At 70.3% G+C, this 15863-nt stretch carries 15 protein-coding genes; 8 read left to right on the top strand and 7 right to left on the bottom strand.

The window, feature by feature from the left end; all coding sequences use genetic code 11:
• Window positions 1–35 precede the first annotated feature (35 nt).
• From OYT95_RS11775 to OYT95_RS11765, 3 genes are all read left to right on the top strand, one after another.
• The gene (locus tag OYT95_RS11775; protein ID WP_037234555.1) at window positions 36–881 is read left to right on the top strand and encodes a DUF3027 domain-containing protein; all 846 of its coding nucleotides are present in this window, start codon (window positions 36–38) and stop codon (window positions 879–881) included.
• A gap of 176 nt (window positions 882–1057) precedes the next feature.
• Window positions 1058–3625: an ATP-binding protein gene (locus tag OYT95_RS11770; protein WP_268791529.1), complete on the top strand. Its 2568-nt coding sequence runs from the start codon at window positions 1058–1060 to the stop codon at window positions 3623–3625.
• Window positions 3615–4169, top strand: a complete 555-nt coding sequence (locus OYT95_RS11765) for a phosphatase PAP2 family protein (protein WP_037234549.1) — start codon at window positions 3615–3617, stop codon at window positions 4167–4169. Before OYT95_RS11770 ends, OYT95_RS11765 begins: the two co-directional genes overlap by 11 nt.
• Here the strand turns inward: OYT95_RS11765 and OYT95_RS11760 are convergent.
• Complete coding sequence (locus OYT95_RS11760) at window positions 4166–4414, bottom strand: DUF2530 domain-containing protein (protein WP_009478020.1); 249 nt, start codon at window positions 4412–4414, stop codon at window positions 4166–4168. The genes OYT95_RS11765 and OYT95_RS11760 overlap by 4 nt on opposite strands.
• Before the next feature lie 76 nt (window positions 4415–4490).
• Between OYT95_RS11760 and OYT95_RS11755 the strand changes: the two genes are divergently transcribed.
• The 3 genes from OYT95_RS11755 (at window position 4491) to OYT95_RS11745 (ending at window position 7912) form a co-directional block, all read left to right on the top strand.
• Complete coding sequence (locus OYT95_RS11755; protein WP_268791528.1) at window positions 4491–5945, top strand: NCS2 family permease; 1455 nt, start codon at window positions 4491–4493, stop codon at window positions 5943–5945.
• 33 nt (window positions 5946–5978) lie between these two features.
• Complete coding sequence (locus tag OYT95_RS11750) at window positions 5979–6410, top strand: MarR family winged helix-turn-helix transcriptional regulator (RefSeq protein ID WP_005244136.1); 432 nt, start codon at window positions 5979–5981, stop codon at window positions 6408–6410.
• Between the two features lie 170 nt (window positions 6411–6580).
• The gene (locus OYT95_RS11745; RefSeq protein WP_268792233.1) at window positions 6581–7912 is read left to right on the top strand and encodes an MFS transporter; all 1332 of its coding nucleotides are present in this window, start codon (window positions 6581–6583) and stop codon (window positions 7910–7912) included.
• A gap of 16 nt (window positions 7913–7928) precedes the next feature.
• Here OYT95_RS11745 and OYT95_RS11740 read toward each other — a convergent pair whose 3' ends face one another.
• The 6 genes from OYT95_RS11740 to OYT95_RS11715 form a co-directional block, all read right to left on the bottom strand.
• The gene (locus OYT95_RS11740; RefSeq protein WP_268791527.1) at window positions 7929–8783 is read right to left on the bottom strand and encodes an FAD binding domain-containing protein; all 855 of its coding nucleotides are present in this window, start codon (window positions 8781–8783) and stop codon (window positions 7929–7931) included.
• Window positions 8780–11155 carry a xanthine dehydrogenase family protein molybdopterin-binding subunit gene (locus OYT95_RS11735; protein ID WP_268791526.1) on the bottom strand — a complete coding sequence of 792 codons (2376 nt, stop codon included), beginning with the start codon at window positions 11153–11155 and terminating at the stop codon, window positions 8780–8782. Before OYT95_RS11735 ends, OYT95_RS11740 begins: the two co-directional genes overlap by 4 nt.
• Window positions 11152–11682, bottom strand: a complete 531-nt coding sequence (locus OYT95_RS11730) for a (2Fe-2S)-binding protein (protein ID WP_128639861.1) — start codon at window positions 11680–11682, stop codon at window positions 11152–11154. Before OYT95_RS11730 ends, OYT95_RS11735 begins: the two co-directional genes overlap by 4 nt.
• Before the next feature lie 96 nt (window positions 11683–11778).
• On the bottom strand, window positions 11779–12894 hold the full coding sequence (locus OYT95_RS11725; RefSeq protein ID WP_112301149.1) for a vWA domain-containing protein: 1116 nt from the start codon (window positions 12892–12894) through the stop codon (window positions 11779–11781).
• A 5-nt stretch (window positions 12895–12899) separates the two neighbouring features.
• Window positions 12900–13793, bottom strand: coding sequence for an AAA family ATPase (locus tag OYT95_RS11720; protein WP_128639859.1), 894 nt, complete (start codon window positions 13791–13793; stop codon window positions 12900–12902).
• Between the two features lie 46 nt (window positions 13794–13839).
• Complete coding sequence (locus OYT95_RS11715) at window positions 13840–14679, bottom strand: SDR family NAD(P)-dependent oxidoreductase (protein ID WP_128639858.1); 840 nt, start codon at window positions 14677–14679, stop codon at window positions 13840–13842.
• Between the two features lie 70 nt (window positions 14680–14749).
• Here OYT95_RS11715 and OYT95_RS11710 point away from each other — a divergent pair, with 70 nt between their 5' ends.
• Together OYT95_RS11710 and OYT95_RS11705 are read left to right on the top strand one after the other, a co-directional pair.
• Complete coding sequence (locus tag OYT95_RS11710) at window positions 14750–15556, top strand: TrmH family RNA methyltransferase (protein WP_025431907.1); 807 nt, start codon at window positions 14750–14752, stop codon at window positions 15554–15556.
• Between the two features lie 2 nt (window positions 15557–15558).
• Complete coding sequence (locus OYT95_RS11705; protein WP_037234531.1) at window positions 15559–15849, top strand: DUF2537 domain-containing protein; 291 nt, start codon at window positions 15559–15561, stop codon at window positions 15847–15849.
• The last annotated feature ends 14 nt before the right edge of the window (window positions 15850–15863 follow it).

Below are 15863 nucleotides of genomic sequence, written 5' to 3'. Positions count from 1 at the left end.
ACCAGCATGACAGCCCAGGTGGGCACGCACTTGCGGTGGTGCGGCAAACTGGTGGTGTGAGTGTTGCTTCTTCCGACGAGCGCGCAGTGGCGCGTCCCGTACTGACCGACGCCGTCGAGCTCGCCCGAACCGCCTTGGTCCAACTGCAGGAAGGGGGAGTCGGCGACTACCTGGGCGTCACGTCCGAGGACGCGTGCGCCGCGACTCACCGTTTCGTTGCGGACCTTCCGGGCTACCGGGGCTGGCAGTGGGCGGTGGTGGTGGCTGCCGATCCCGAAGCGGACCACGCCACCGTCAGCGAGCTCGCCCTCCTCCCCGGACCCGATGCGCTGGTCGCACCCGAGTGGATTCCGTGGGATCAGCGCATTCGCCCCGGCGACCTGTCCGCGGGCGACCTGCTGGCACCGCCGGCCGGGGACCCCCGCCTCGTCCCCGGCTATGTGGCGACGGGTGACCCCGAGATCGACGAGGCCGCCCTCGAACTCGGCCTGGGTCGCAAGCAGGTGATGAGCCTCGAGGGTCGCGTCGACGCTGCCGAGCGCTGGCACGACGGCGACTACGGCCCAGATTCCGAGATGGCCAAGGCCGCGCCGTCGACGTGTGGGCTGTGCGGCTTCTACCTCCCGCTCGCCGGTTCGCTGCACGCGTCGTTCGGGGTGTGCGGCAACGAGATGGCCGCCGACGGGCACGTGGTCGACGCCACCTACGGTTGCGGCGCCCACTCCGACACACTGCTGCCCTCGGGTGCCGGTTCGCCGCAATTCGCCGCCTACGACGACGGGGCCGTCGAGATGGTCGAGCGGGCCGTCGCCGAGACGGAGAACGAGCCCGAAGCCGCTGCCGAGGTCACCGAGGCCGAGGAATCCGCATCGACCAGCTAGCCGATCCTTTCGGCACCGCCGCCCTGAGGGATTCGACGCTTCTGGCGTGGCGAACGTCCCCGACCCGTCTGCGGGAGGATGCGGCGGCCGAATCCGATCTGGCGCGCGCCGGCTACCGTGACCGGCTCCTCACCGAGCTGGCTCAGAATGCGGCCGACGCCGCCGCCCGCGCCGAAGTGCCCGGCGAGCTGTCCGTGCAACTCGACGGACGTGTCCTGAGCGTGTCCAACACGGGCACCCCGCTGGACGAGCCGGGAGTCCAGGCGCTGGTCGCGTTGCGGGCGTCGAACAAGTCCGGGACGACCGTCGGCCGCTACGGCGTCGGTTTCACGGCGGTGCTGTCGGTGAGCGACGAGGTCGAACTGCGGTCGACGTCCGGTTCGGTGCTGTTCTCCGGGGAACGGACGAGGTCGGAACTCCGGGCACTCGACGGTGCGGACCCGGGAGCGGACGTGCCCGCCCTGCGGCTGGCGTGGCCGACGGAGAACCGCCCGGCCGCAGGCGCGGCGTCGGAAGTCGTGTTGACGCTGCGCGAGGACGTGGACGGTGAGTCGATGCTCGCCTACATGGCCCGCGAGGCGCCCGACCTTCTGCTCGAACTGCCGGCACTCGTCTCGATCACCGTGGGCGACAAGCAGTTCCGTCGTCGCGAACGACCACTCGATTCCGGGTTGACCGAGGTCGCGATCGGCGACGACCGCTGGTGGCAGTACGAGTCCGGGCGCGCACGGTGGCTCGTCCCGGTCCGTGACGGCGTCGTCTCACCCGTGACGGAGGACGTCCTGCGCGCGCCCACCCGGTCGGACGAGGAACTGTCGATACCCGCGATCCTCGTCGCGGACATCGCCATGCAACCCGACCGCAGGCGCATCCTGCCCGGCGCAGCGATCGCCGAGTTGGCGTCCGGATACGCCGAGTTCGTGGCCGCCGTGCCGCCCGAGCAGCGACTGTCACTGGTTCCCGTTCCCGCATTCGCACGCAGCGAGGTGGACTCGGCGTTGCGCGACCACCTCGTCACCGAACTCCGGGAGCAGCCCTGGGTGCCGACCGTCGGCGGCACGAACAAGGCCCCGACTCGGGCGTCGGTGGTCCCCGGGCTCACCGAGGAACTCGCCGAAATCCTCGCCGAGATCGTCGACGGCCTGGTCGTCCCGGATCTGTCCGGGCCGCGCTGGGCACCCGCGCTGGCCGCCGTCGACGCCCACCGCCTCGGCCTGGCCCGCCTCACCGAACTTCTCAGCGGCATCGAACGGGCACCGTCCTGGTGGCAGCGCCTGTATGCGGCGCTCGAACCGCTGGCTGTCGACGCCCTCGCGGCGGAGGAGCTGGCGTCGATCCCGGTTCCGCTGTCCGACGGACGCACGGTGACCGGTCCGCGAACGGTGTTGCTGGGGCACGACATCGACGGTGTCCTGGGGGTCGACTGGACGCGGCTCGTCCACCCGGATGCCGCGCACCCGCTGCTGTCGAGGCTCGGCGCGAAGACCGCCACGGCCGTCGACCTGCTCTCGGATCCGGCGTTGCGGGCCGAGATCGAGGACCTCGACCCCGACGACGCGGCGGCGGCAGAAGAACTGTCGACCGCGGTGCTGGCACTCGCCGGGCGCGTCGACCCCGGCACACTGCCGTCGTGGCTCGGACAGCTGCCCCTCCCGGATGTCGACGGGGAGTTGCGGGGCGCGGACGAATTGCTGTTGCCCGGAGCGCCTCTCGCCGAGGTCCTGGTCGACGACTCACCGTTCACGGGCGTGGACGCCGCGTTCGCCGAGCGGGTGGGGGAGGACGCCCTCCGCGCCGTGGGCGTCGGCTGGGGCTTCACCGTGCTGCGCGCCGAACTCCCCACCGGCCCCGACCACGACCTCGACGACGAGGACCGCTGGTGGGACACGCTCGACGACGACCCCGACGAGATCGGGGCGGTGCGCGACCTGGATCTGGTGGACGAGGACCGCTGGCCCCAGGCGCTGACGATGCTGGCCCGGGACCCGTCGACGCGTCCGCTGCTCGCCGACCGCGCCGGGTACACGGCCTGGTGGCTCCGTCACAACGCGGAGGTGGACGGTCAGGTGCTCGGTCTGCTCCGCGATCCCGCCGACGAGACGTTCGCCGGACTGCTCGACCCCGTCGAGCACCCGGAGTCCGCCGTGTTCGCGGCGGCCCTGGCGCCGTCGACGGTCGACTCTCCCGAACTGGCACAGCTACTCCTGGATCGACTGGCCGATCCGGATCGCGAACCGAGCCCGGCGGTGATCGCGCGGGCGCACAGCCTGCTCGCCGCGGCCGCGGCCGCGCATTTTCTCGACCTCGAGGAAATTCACCTGCCCGAACACGTGCGCGGCCTGACGGGCGCACTCGTCGACCCCGGCGACGCCCTGGTGCTGGACGCACCGTGGCTGGCCGCCGCGGTGCCGCGCGAGCGTCTGGTGGTCGGGAGCCTGGACACCGCCGAGGCTCTCGCCGATCTGCTCGACCTCCCCCTCGCGTCCGCGGCGATCCGTGGCACCGTCACCGGCTCCGGCCGTGCATCGTCGTGGGATCGCGAACCCGCCGCGGTGCTCGCCTTCGCCGCACTGGGCCGCGACCTGCCGCACGGTCCCGTCGTCGTCCATCCCCGGCTCACGGTGAAGCTCACGGGCGCGGTCGACACCGAGATCGCGGTCCCGTGGTGGGTGGACGAGCAGGGGACCACCCATTGCTCCGAGTCGTGGGCCGAAGGCACGTGGGGCGCCGCCGGTGTCGTTTGACCAGAGCGTTCTCGACAGTGCCGTCGGGGACCGCACACCGTGGTTGATCGACGTCGTCACCGTCGTCACGCACAGCGGCGGAACGGTCGCGGCCTGGATCGTGTCCACCGTCCTGACGATCGCCCTCCTGCTCCAGGACCGACGGCGCGAAGCAGTCCTCGTGGCCGGCGCGATGCTGTCGGGTCTGGCCGTGATGACCACGCTCAAGAATCTGTTCGAGCGGCAGCGCCCGCCTCTGCCGGATCGGCTGGTGGAGATCTCGTCCTTCTCGTTCCCGTCCGGCCACGCGATGATGACCGCGATCCTCGCGAGCGTTCTCGTCGCCGTGACCCTCCGGGTCGTGCTGGTGGGGCACGTCCGGATCGCGCTGGTCTTCCTGCTGGTGCTGTACACGCTGGCAGTGGGGCTGTCGCGCGTCTACCTCGCCGCGCACTGGATGACCGACGTCCTCGCCGGGTGGGCATTCGGTGTGCTGTGGGCGGCGTTCTGGATCCTGCTGACCCGCACCCGGCCCCGCCGCGCCCTGACCTCCAGCGAGATCTAGAGCAGTCCCTGCTGTGCCCCGCGGCTGCCGCGCCGGGCCGCCCGCCGCTGCAACGCGAACAGTCCATAGCCGAGGAATCCGACGACGACCCCCGCTATACACGTCGGAAGCGCATCCGACCACCGGTCGCCCGTGACGATCACCACGACGATCGCGACCGCCCACGCCAGCGTTCCCAGTATCAGCGCAGGTCGCGGGTCGGCGAGGCGCTGAGTGAGGGGTGGGCGATCTGCGGATTCGTTCACCGAATGAACGCTACCCTCGCCGTGGTGCCCTAATCTCCAAGGGCGACGCGCGACTTCTGGCGATGGGGACTGAACAATGGGTGCTGCTCCGAAACTGCTCGACAACTACTTCAAGATCACCGAGCGTGGTTCGACGGTAGGCGCGGAGGTCCGCGGCGGAGTGGTGACGTTCGTCGCGATGGCATACATCGTGGTGCTGAACCCGCTCATCCTCGGCAGCTTCTCCGCCGACGACGCCGTCGCGAAGACCGACGTCCTCGGCAACATCCTCCCGGTCAACCAGGTGGCCGCGGTCACAGCCCTGGTGGCGGGACTGATGAGCATCGTGTTCGGGGTCGTCGCGAACTATCCCTTCGCGATCGCGGCGGGCCTGGGCATCAACAGTCTTCTCGCCGTCACCATCGCACCGCAGGTCACCTGGCCCGAGGCGATGGGCCTCGTGGTGATCGACGGTGTCATCATCGTCGTGTTGGCGCTCACCGGATTCCGGACGGCCGTCTTCAATGCCATTCCGGCCGAGCTCAAATCCGCCATCGCCGCCGGTATCGGCATGTTCATCGCGTTCATCGGTCTTGTCGACGCCGGGTTCGTGCGGCGCATCCCGGACGTCGCGGGCACCACCGTCCCCGTCGGCCTGGGCATCAACGGATCGATCTCCTCCTGGCCGACCGTGACGTTCGTGTTCGGTGTGCTGCTGATGGGTGTTCTGGTGGTGCGCAAGGTGCGCGGCGGTCTGCTGATCGGCATCGTCGTCACCACCGTGCTGGCCGCGATCATCGAGGCCGTCGCCGGCGTCGGACCGTCGCTGGGCGTGAACCCCCAGGGCTGGAACCTCAGCGTCCCGGCCGCTCCCGATGTGCTGGCGGAACTTCCGGATCTCAGCCTCGTCGGCGACGTCAGCATCTTCGGCGCGTTCACCCGCATCGGCGTACTCGCCGCCAGCCTGCTGGTGTTCACGCTCGTGCTCGCCAACTTCTTCGACGCCATGGGCACGATGACCGGGCTCGGCAAGGAGGCCGGTCTCACCGACGAGGACGGCAACCTGCCCAATATCGGACGGGCCCTGGTCGTCGAGGGCACCGGCGCCATCGTCGGTGGCGGCGCATCGGCGTCGTCCAACACCGTGTTCGTGGAATCCGCCTCGGGTATCGCCGAGGGCGCCCGCACCGGACTCGCGAATGTGGTGACGGGACTGCTGTTCCTGGCCGCGATGTTCCTGACCCCGCTGTACTCGGTGGTGCCGATCGAGGCCGCCGCGCCGGCGCTGGTCGTGGTGGGCGCAATGATGATCGGTCAGGTCCGCGACATCGATTTCACCCAGTTCTCGATCGCGCTGCCCGCGTTCCTCACCATCGCCGTCATGCCGTTCACGTACTCGATCGCCAACGGCATCGGCGTCGGATTCGTGTCGTGGGTCGTCCTCAATGCTGCGAGCGGTGGTATCAAGAAGATTCACCCGTTGATGTGGGTGGTGGCGCTTCTCTTCGTGGCCTACTTCGCGGTCGGTCCGATCACCGACGCAGTAACGTAAACGGCGGCCGATCGGTCCCGTATTGTCATTCCCGTGACCACGGATACGCGAGCACTCGCCAGCGACCTTTCCCTGGCTGTCGTGCGCCTCACGCGTCACCTGCGTGGGCGCCGCGTCGACGCCCAGGTATCGCTGACCCAGCTGTCGGCTCTGGCCACCCTTGCCCGCGACGGCGCCATGACGCCGGGCAATCTCGCGGCGCGTGAGAAGGTGCAGCCGCCGTCGATGACCCGGGTCATCGCGTCGCTGGTCGAGCTGGGGCTGGTCGAGCGGGCACCGCATCCCACCGACGGACGGCAGATCATCGTCACGCTGTCGGACGCCGGTCATGCGCTGATCGCCGACGAGACCCACGCCCGTGAGGCGTGGATGAACGAGCGGCTGTCCGGGCTCGACGAGGCTCAGCTGAAGACCCTCCGCGACGCGGTCGGCATCATCACGTCCATCGTCGCCGACTCGGAGTAGCCCGCCGCGGCTGCGCGGAAACCCCTTGCCGGAGAACGTAGCCGGCATCCGAGGTGATCCGGCCACCGATGTCCACCCCGGGCCGGTCGATGGTGCGCCGGGTCCGGGAGCAAGATGGATGTGTGCCGCCCGAATCCGAGACCACCGACTCAGCCCAGCCGAAGACCGGCATGTTCGCCGCTCTCCGCACCCGGAACTACCGGTTGTGGGCGTCGGGGCAGATCGTCTCCCTCGTCGGAACGTGGATGCAGCGGGTGGCGCAGGACTGGCTCGTCCTGACGTTGTCGAACGGCAATGCGCTCGCGGTCGGCATCGTGATGGCGCTGCAGTTCGGCCCGACCCTGTTCCTGTCCGTGTGGGGCGGCGTCCTCGCCGACCGGTACGACAAGCGTCGCATCCTGATCGCGACGCAGGTGTCGATGGCGTTGTGCGCGCTGGTGCTCGGGCTGCTCGACGTCGGCGGGCTGGTGGCCCTGTGGCACGTCTACCTCATCGCGTTCCTGCTCGGCTGCGCGTCGGCGATCGACGCGCCGACGCGGCAGTCGTTCACCATCGAGATGGTCGGCAAGGAGTCCTTGCCCAATGCGATCGCCCTGAACTCCATGACGTTCAACACGGCTCGCATCATCGGCCCTGCGATCTCCGGTGTGCTGATCACCCTCATCGGCACGGGGTGGGTGTTCCTGCTCAACGTGGGCACGTTCACCGCGGTACTGATCGCCCTGCTGATGATGAGTACCCGCGAATTGTTCACGGCGCCCCAGGCGGAACGCGGGAAAGGACAGGTCCGCGAGGGTTTCCGGTACGTGTGGGGCCGCACCGACCTGCGGGTGCTGATGGTGGCGGTGTTCATGGTGTCGACGTTCGGGCTGAACTTCCCGATCAGTCTCGCCGTTCTCGCCCGCAACACGTTCGATCGCGGCGCGGACGCGTACGGACTGCTGTCCACGACCCTCGCCGTGGGCACGCTGGCCGGCGCCACGATCGCCGCGAAACGCAAGACCCCGCCGCGGCTGCGCACATTCCTCGGGGCTGCGGCCGCATTCGGGGCCTTCGAGATCCTGGTGGGACTCATGCCCACCTACGTGCTGGTCGCGATCATGCTCGTCCCGACCGGCGCGCTCACTCTGACGTTCACGACAGCGGCGATGAACATCCTGCAGATGTCCGTGCCGTCCGAGATGCGTGGCCGGGTGATGGGCATCTACATGCTCTGTTTCCTCGGCGGCACCCCGCTGGGCAGCCCCGTTCTGGGATGGCTGGCGGACGTCCTCGACCCTCGCGCCCCGCTCGTGATCGGCGGCGCGATCTCCCTGGTGAGCGGGATCGGCGCGGCCCTGTACCTGATGCGGCACCAGCGGGTGCGGGTGACGGTGCGCAGGCCGGACGCCGGCAGCTATCTCCCGGTGATCGAATTGCACAACGTTCTCGAACCGCACCCCGTGGTGGTCTGCGACGCCACCGAGCAGGCCGTGGAAGCGAGCCGCGACCCGCGGTCCTGACGGCTGCCGGAACCCTTCAGACGCCGACCGCCGTCGCCACGGCCCGCCGCGTCAGCACTCTCGCGAGGTGGCTGCGGTACTCGGCGTCGGCGTTGCCGTCGGTGACCGGGTCGGTACCCTCGGCGGCGTGCTCGGCCGCCGCCCGGATCAGCTCCGGGTCCGCGGCATTGCCGACGAGCGCGTCCTCGACGCCGCGAGCCCGCACCGGCACGGACCCCATGTTGGTCAGTGCCACCCGGGCCTGCCGGATCGTGCCGCCGTCGACCTGGATCGTCGCGGCCACCGCCACGATCGACCACGCCTCCGCGACCGTGTTGAACTTCTCGTACCGCGCCTCCCAGTCGGTGTGCTTGGGAACCCGCACGTCCACGAGGATCTCGTCCGGTCGCAGCGTCGTGGTGTAGTAGCCCTCGAAGAAGTCGGCGACCGGGATGCTCCGCCTGCCCGCGGTACCCACGGCGGTCAGGGTGGCGTCGAGTGCCAGTGCGGGGGCGCAGAGGTCGCCCGCCGGATCGGCATGCGCCAGAGCGCCACCCAGCGTGCCACGGTGCCGGATCTGCGGATCGGCGACGGTGCGGGTGGCCTCGACGAGCAGCAGTGCGTGCTCGTGGACGAGCGGGTCGCGGATCAGGTCGTAGTACGTGGTCATCGCGCCGATCACGAGGCTGTCCCCGTCGTCGCGGACACCGCGCAACTCACCGATCCGGCCCAGGTCGACGAGCGTGCTCGGCGAGGACAACCGCAGCCGCAGCACCGGCAGCAGGCTCTGGCCGCCCGCGAGTATCTTGGCGTCCTCCCCGGCCTCGGCGAGCGCGGCCACGGCCTGTTCGACGGTGGTCGGGGCCACGTAGTCGAAGGTCGACGGAATCATCGGGCACCTCCCTGAGCGGACTGGATGGCGTTCCAGACCCGCATCGGTGTACACGGCATCTCGACGTCACGCACCCCGAACTGGCGGACGGCGTCGAGGACGGCATTGACGACGGCCGGCGTGGACGCGATCGTCCCCGCTTCACCGACTCCCTTGACGCCGAGCGGATTACCGGTGGCGGGTGTCTCGGTGCGGCCCGTGGTGAACGTCGGCAGATCCGCCGCCGACGGCACGTGATATTCGGCGAAGGAACCCGACAGCAGGGTGCCGGACTCGTCGTACACCGCCTCCTCGTACAGGGCCTGCGCGATGCCCTGGGCGAGTCCGCCGTGCACCTGCCCCTCCACGATCAGCGGGTTGACCACGTGCCCGATGTCGTCGACGCACACGTAGGAGCGGATGCCGACCTTCCCGGTCTCGGTGTCCACCTCCACCGCGCACAGGTGCGTGCCGTGCGGGAACGAGAAGTTCTCCGGGTCGTACGCGGCCTCGGAATCCAGATTCGGTTCCACACCCTCGGGCAGGTCGTGCGCGGCGAACACGGCGAGCGCGACATCGGCGATGCCGACCGCCTTCTCGGTGCCCTTCACCCGGAACCGGCCCTCGGTGAACTCGAGATCGTCCTCGGCGCACTCCATCAGGTGCGCCGCGATGGGCCGGGCCTTCGCGATCACCTTCTCGGCGGCTTTCACGACGGCGATCGCGCCGACCGCCAGCGACCGGGAACCGTACGTGTCCATGCCACGCGGCGACGTCTGGGTGTCGCCGTGCAACACCTCGACGTCCTCGAACGGAACCCCGAGCTGATCCGCGACCACCTGGCTCCACGCGGTCTCGTGTCCCTGGCCGTGCGCCGAGGAACCGGTGACCACCTCGACCTTGCCGGTGGGCAGCATCCGGATCGCCGCGTGTTCCCAGCCGCCGGCCCCGTAGGCCAGGGCGCCGAGGGTGCGCGACGGCGCCAGACCACACATCTCGGTGAACGTGGACACCCCGATGCCGAGTTGCACCGGGTCCTTCCGCTCGCGGCGCTCCGCCTGCTCGCGCCGGAGCCCGTCGTAGTCGAACAGCTCCCGCGCATGCGCGGTGGCCGCCTCGTAGTTGCCGGAGTCGTACGTCAGGCCCGCGACGGTGTCGAACGGGAACTCCTCGTGGGTGATCCAGTTCTTCGCCCGCAATTCCAGCGGATCCAGCGACAGCTCGGTCGCGAGTTCGTCCATCATCCGCTCGATCGCGAACGTCGCCTCCGGGCGCCCCGCCCCGCGGTACGCGTCGGTGGGCACCTTGTCGGTGAACACGTTGGTGCACGTGAAGTGATACGCCGGGAACTTGTAGATGCCGTTGAACATGAACGCGCCCAGGATCGGCACCCCCGACGTGACCAACCGCAGGTACGCGCCCATGTCGGCGAGCAGTTCCACCTTCATCCCGGTGACGGTGCCGTCGCGGCGGGCGGCCAGGGTCAGTTTCTGGATCTGGTCGCGCCCGTGATGGGCCGCGACCATCGATTCGCTGCGGGACTCGGTGTACTTGACCGGTTTGCCGAGTCGCCGTGCGACGAGCAGTGCGATCACTTCCTCCGGCGTCACCTGGAGCTTGCCGCCGAAACCGCCCCCGACGTCCGGGGCGACGACACGCAGCTTGTGCTCCGGGATGTCGAGCGTCATCGCCAGCATGAGCCGCAGGATGTGGGGGATCTGGGTGGCCGACCACATGGTGATCTGGGCGCCGGTCGGGTCGACCACCACCGAGCGGGGTTCCATGAACGCCGGGATCAGCCGCTGCTGCCGGAACGTCCGCTCGACGAGTACCTCGGCGTCGCGGATGGCCTCCTCGACGTCGCCGCCGGTGCCGGCCTCGGCGGAATCGAAGGTCCAGGTGGCGCTGACGTTCGTCCCGAGATCCGGGTGCACGAAGTCGGCGCCGTCGGCGGCCGCGGCCGCGAGATCGAGCACGACCGGCAGTTCGTCGTACTCGACGTCGATCGCCTCGAGTGCGTCGTGCGCCTCGTAGGCGCTGCGCGCCACCACGACCGCGACGGCCTCGCCGGCGAAGTTCACACGGTCGACCGCGAGCGACGGGGCGGGCGGCGACTTCATGTCCGGGGTGATCGGCCAGGCGCACGGCAGGCTGCCCTGCTCGCCGGCGAGATCGGCGCCGGTGAGGACCGCGACGACACCGGGCATCTCGCGGGCGGCGGAGGCGTCTACACCGGTGATGCGGGCGTGCGCGAACGGGCTGCGCAGGATCGCCAGATGCTGCATGCCCGGCAGCACCAGGTTGTCGGTCCAGCGGGTGCGGCCCGTGACCAGATGCTCGTCTTCCTTGCGTGTGCGGGCCTTCCCGATTTCCGGTTCGGCGGTGGCGGTCATCGCACACCTCCCTGCGCGGTGTCGGTCTTCGGTGCATCCGCCGTCGGTGTTTCCGCGGTGCCGCCGCCGCGCAACCGCTGCGCCGCGTCCTGGACCGCGCTGACGATGTTCTGGTACCCGGTGCAGCGGCACAGGTTGCCTTCCAACCCCAGCCGGACCGCCCGCTCGTCCGGGTCGGGTTCCTCGGCGAGCAGGTCGAGAGTCTGCATGATCATGCCGGGGGTGCAGTAGCCGCACTGCAGTGCGTGGTTGTCGCGGAACGCCTGCTGCACGGGGTGCAACGTCCCGTTCCGGGACAGGCCTTCGACGGTGAGGACGTCGCCGCCGTCGGCCTGCACGGCGAGCACCGAGCAGGACTTGACGCTGTGACCGTTCAGGTGAACGGTGCACGCCCCGCAGTTTCCGGTGTCGCAGCCGATGACGGTGCCGACCTTGCCGAGCCGGTCCCGCAGATAATGGACGAGGAGCAGTCGCGGCTCCACCTCGTCCGTGTATGCCGTTCCGTCGACGGTGACAGTGATGCGCATCGCGCCTCCAAAGCCGGGAGCCTCAGGTGATACGTCCTACTCTGCGCCGACGGAGCGCGAACAACACCCGAAATCGTGGAACCGGTTCCGGATCGGTCACGTTCGGCGCGCGACCTCGAGCAGTTCCTGCAGTGTCGCGAGACTGTGGCCGGCGAGGAGACGATCGACGTACGGCAGCGCGGCCGCGATCCCGGACTGCACCGGCTCGTAACCGTCCGCGCCTGCGTGCGGATTCACCCACAGCACGGTGCGGGCGAGCCTGCGCAGCTGAGCCATCTGCTCGGCGAGCAGGGCCGGGTCACCGCGCTCCCAGCCGTCGGAGAAGATCACCACGACGGCCCCGCGCGCCACACCGCGCCTGCCCCAGCGGTCCAGGAACGCGCGCAGCGTCTCCCCGAGACGGGTGCCGCCCGCCCAGTCGGGCACGGCCCGGCCCGCGGCGGCGAGCGCCACTTCCGGGTCGCGGACCCGCAGCGCCCGCGAGAGCCGCGTCAGCCGAGTACCCAGGGAGAACACCTCGGTGCCTGCGGGGTTGCCGCGGGCGACGACGTGCGCGAAGCGCAGCAGCGCATCGGCGTACGGGCTCATCGATCCGGAGACGTCGATCAGCAGCACCATCCGTCGTGGCCGGGTGGCCTTGCGGTGGTGGCTCGGCCGCACCGGTTCGCCGCCCGCCGCGAGCATGCCCCGCACCGTGCGCCGCGGGTCCACGGTGCCCCGTCGGGCCGGACGCATCCGGATCGCCGGGCGGGTCGGGGGCCGCGGGCGCAGGGAGGCGATCAGCTCGGCGAGGTGCGCGCGCTCGGCCGCGGTGAGGCCGGCGATGTCCCGGTGGCGCAACACCTCGGTGTCGTCCGCGGCGACCCGCAGGTGCGGCGCGTCGCCACCGGTCTCGCCGCCGTCCGTCGTGGTCAGAGCCGCGGTCCTGGCGCGGCGAGGCTGTTCCCCCGACCGTGGCGTGCGCGCCGGGACGGTACCGCCGAACCAGCCCGCGAACGCCGAGTCGTACCGCGGGATGTCGTCGGGACCGCGGCACAGCGTCGCGCGACCCGCCCAGTACACCTGACCCGGATCGCCCACATCCACCTGGCGCAGGGCCCGCGTGAACGCGGCGACGGCGTCCGACGCGACCGACAGCCCCGCCGCCGCGAGGACATGCGCGAACCCGGCGATGCCCACGAGCGGGTCGCCGATGCCCGGGGTCGTGGACATGGTTCTCACCCCGCCAGGAGCCGGTCCAGTCCGGCACGGGCCACCCGTTCGAGGTCCTCGCGGTACTTGAGGACCGCGCCGAGCGTCGCGGCGGCGGTCTCCGCGTCCAGTACGTCCCGATCGAGTTCCCGCAGTGCGCGGGCCCAGTCCAGCGACTCCGCCACCCCCGGCGGCTTGAGCAGTTCCATCTCGCGCAGGGAGCGGACGGCCCGGGCGACCTGGTCGGCGAGTTCGGCCCCGATTCCGGGAATGCGACGGCGCAGGATCGCGACCTCCCGCGCCAGATCGGGGTGTTCGAGCCAGTGGTAGAGACAGCGGCGTTTGAGGGCGTCGTGCACCTCGCGGGTGCGGTTGGAGGTGAGCACCACCAGCGGCGGTGTCGCCGCCCGCACCTCGCCGAGTTCGGGGATGGTGACGGCATTCTCGTCGAGCACCTGCAGCAGGAACGCCTCGAACTCGTCGTCGGCGCGGTCGATCTCGTCGACGAGCAGCACACACGGGGCTTCGGTGAGGGCCCGCAGCAAGGGGCGCGCCAGCAGGAACCGCTCGGTGTACAGCGAGCGTTCGACCGTGTCGGCCTCGAGCAGTCCGTCGCTCGCCGCCTCCACGGTCCGCAGGTGCAGCAACTGCCGCGGGAAGTCCCAGTCGTAGAGCGCCTGCGCGGCGTCGATGCCCTCATGGCATTGCAGGCGGATCAGCGGCAGACCGAACGCCTCCGACAACGCGCCCGCGAGCGACGTCTTGCCGGTCCCGGGTTCGCCCTCGCAAAACAGCGGACGTCCCATACGTATGGCGAGAAACGCGGCCATCGCGACACCGTCGTCGGCGAGGTAGCCGGTGGCGTCGAGCGCCCGCGCCAGCTCCGCAGGCGAACCGACCGTCGGCGTGGAATCACTCACGCCCGCGAGCCTAGGTGAGTGCCCGCGCCCGGGTACGCGACTCGGGTCAACCGCCCGGCTCCACCCTGCCGCGGTCCTCGCTCAACCGCCGGAACATCGCGGTGGCGCCGAACCTCGCGGCCGCCCGCTCGACGAGTCCCGGCGCGATCTGCGCCAGCGCGAGCAGCGGGCGGATCGGCGCTCCACTCTCCACGATTTCGGGCCGGTCACGCCGGATCCCCCGGATCACGGCGGCCGCGACCTTGTCGGTGCTGGTCTCGCCCGTGATCCGGCCGGCCCTGATTCCGCGTACCGTCATCCGCTGGTACATGCCGTCGCCCGCGATGAACCCGGGGCACACGACGGAGAAACCGACCGGCAAGCCCGCGTACTCCGCGCGCAGCGACTGGGTGAGACCGATCAGCCCCGCCTTCGTCGCGGCGTACGGCGCGCAGTACGCCGGACCGATCTTCGCCGCCAGCGATGAGATGAACACCACGTGACCGCGGCCGCGGCCCAGCATCCCGGGCACCACCCGGCGCGTGAGAAGCAGTGGCGCGGTGAGATTCACGTCGACCATGGCGGTGAGCTCAGCGGGGTCGAGTCGGGTGAAGGCCGAGACGTTCTCCACGCCGGCGTTGTTCACCAGCAGGTCGAGGGGACCGACCGCCGCCTCGGCGCGTTCGATCAGCGAATCGAGTTGATCGAGGCGGTTCAGGTCCGCGGGCACGGCCTCGGCGCGCACACCGAGCGCACGCAGTTCACCGACGAGTTCCGCGAGTCGGTCCTCACGCCGGCCGGACACCGCGACGGCGACGCCCTCCCGCGCGAGGGCCCGGGCGACGACGCGGCCGAGACCGCCGGAGGCACCGGTCACCAGAGCCGTGCGTCCGTGCAGTTGCTTCATTCCTTCGAGCTTTCGCGCTCGGCGGAGGGGAGTCAACGCCGTGACGCCGCGCATACGGCACGATGGACCAGTGGTTCACGTCATCGACATAACAGATCCGGCCGACACCAGGCTGGACGACTTCCGCGATCTCAATTCCTCGGACCGCCGTCCCGACCTCCCCGAGGGCAAGGGCCTGGTGATCGCGGAGGGAGTGCTGGTGGCGCAGCGCCTGCTCACGTCCCGGTTCGACCCGATCGCGCTGCTCGGCGTCGACCGGCGGCTGGAGGAACTCACGGACGACCTCGCGGGCGTGGACGTGCCGTTCTACCGGACGACGGCGGACGTCATGGCCGAGGTCGTCGGGTTCCACCTCAACCGGGGTGTGCTCGCGGCGGCGCGCCGTCCCGCGCCCCTCGAACTGTCGGACGTGCTCGAGCACGCCCGGACGGTCGCGGTGCTCGAGGGCGTCAACGATCACGAGAACCTGGGCTCGATGTTCCGCAACGCGGCGGGCCTCGGCGTCGACGCCGTGGTGTTCGGCAAGGGCTGCGCCGACCCGCTGTACCGCCGGGCGGTCCGGGTGTCGATGGGGCACGTTCTCCGCGTTCCGTTCGCGCACGTGACGAAATGGCCACACGATCTGGACGCGTTGCGGGAGCGCGGTTTCCAGCTGATCTCGCTGACCCCGAACCCCGAGGCGGTGACGCTGGCCGAGGCGATGACGGGGGAGAAGGTGGCGTTGCTGCTGGGCGCGGAAGGTCCCGGCCTCACCGAACACGCCATGCGGGCCACGGACATTCGCGCCCGCATCCCGATGGCACCGGGAACGGACTCGCTCAATGTCGCGACGGCGGCGGCGATGGCGTTCTACGAGCGCGTCCGCACGGGCCGGTGAGAATGCTGCACCCTCATTCCCCGTATCCGCCGCCGACGGGAACACCATGGTTCACCGGACTTCTCGTGGCGGGGTTCGCCGCGGCGGTGGTGGCGGTCGCGATCATCGCGTTCGGCTCGCAGCTCGCCCGGATCAACCCCGCCCTGGCGGTGTTCCTCGAACTCGTCGTGGTGGCCGGGGTCGCGCCGTCGGTGTGGCGACTACGCCGGACGCCGGTCTGGCGGTGGCTGGTGTACGGGGCCGCGGCGGGAGTTGTCGCCGGCTGGACTGCGCTGCTCGTCGGCGCCGCCTGATTCAGGCCGGAGTC

This window comes from Rhodococcus sp. JS3073 (assembly GCF_026810085.1).
Classification (GTDB): domain Bacteria; phylum Actinomycetota; class Actinomycetes; order Mycobacteriales; family Mycobacteriaceae; genus Rhodococcus_F; species Rhodococcus_F wratislaviensis.
This window is presented reverse-complemented; position numbering and strand designations above follow the sequence as displayed.

Coding starts and splice junctions, on each gene's coding strand:
- OYT95_RS11740 (WP_268791527.1), bottom strand. CDS start 8,783: ATGATTCCGTCGACCTTCGACTACGTGGCCCCGACCACCGTCGAACAG.
- OYT95_RS11705 (WP_037234531.1), top strand. CDS start 15,559: ATGCTGCACCCTCATTCCCCGTATCCGCCGCCGACGGGAACACCATGG.
- OYT95_RS11725 (WP_112301149.1), bottom strand. CDS start 12,894: ATGTCCACGACCCCGGGCATCGGCGACCCGCTCGTGGGCATCGCCGGG.
- OYT95_RS11745 (WP_268792233.1), top strand. CDS start 6,581: ATGTTCGCCGCTCTCCGCACCCGGAACTACCGGTTGTGGGCGTCGGGG.
- OYT95_RS11735 (WP_268791526.1), bottom strand. CDS start 11,155: ATGACCGCCACCGCCGAACCGGAAATCGGGAAGGCCCGCACACGCAAG.
- OYT95_RS11730 (WP_128639861.1), bottom strand. CDS start 11,682: ATGCGCATCACTGTCACCGTCGACGGAACGGCATACACGGACGAGGTG.
- OYT95_RS11715 (WP_128639858.1), bottom strand. CDS start 14,679: ATGAAGCAACTGCACGGACGCACGGCTCTGGTGACCGGTGCCTCCGGC.
- OYT95_RS11755 (WP_268791528.1), top strand. CDS start 4,491: ATGGGTGCTGCTCCGAAACTGCTCGACAACTACTTCAAGATCACCGAG.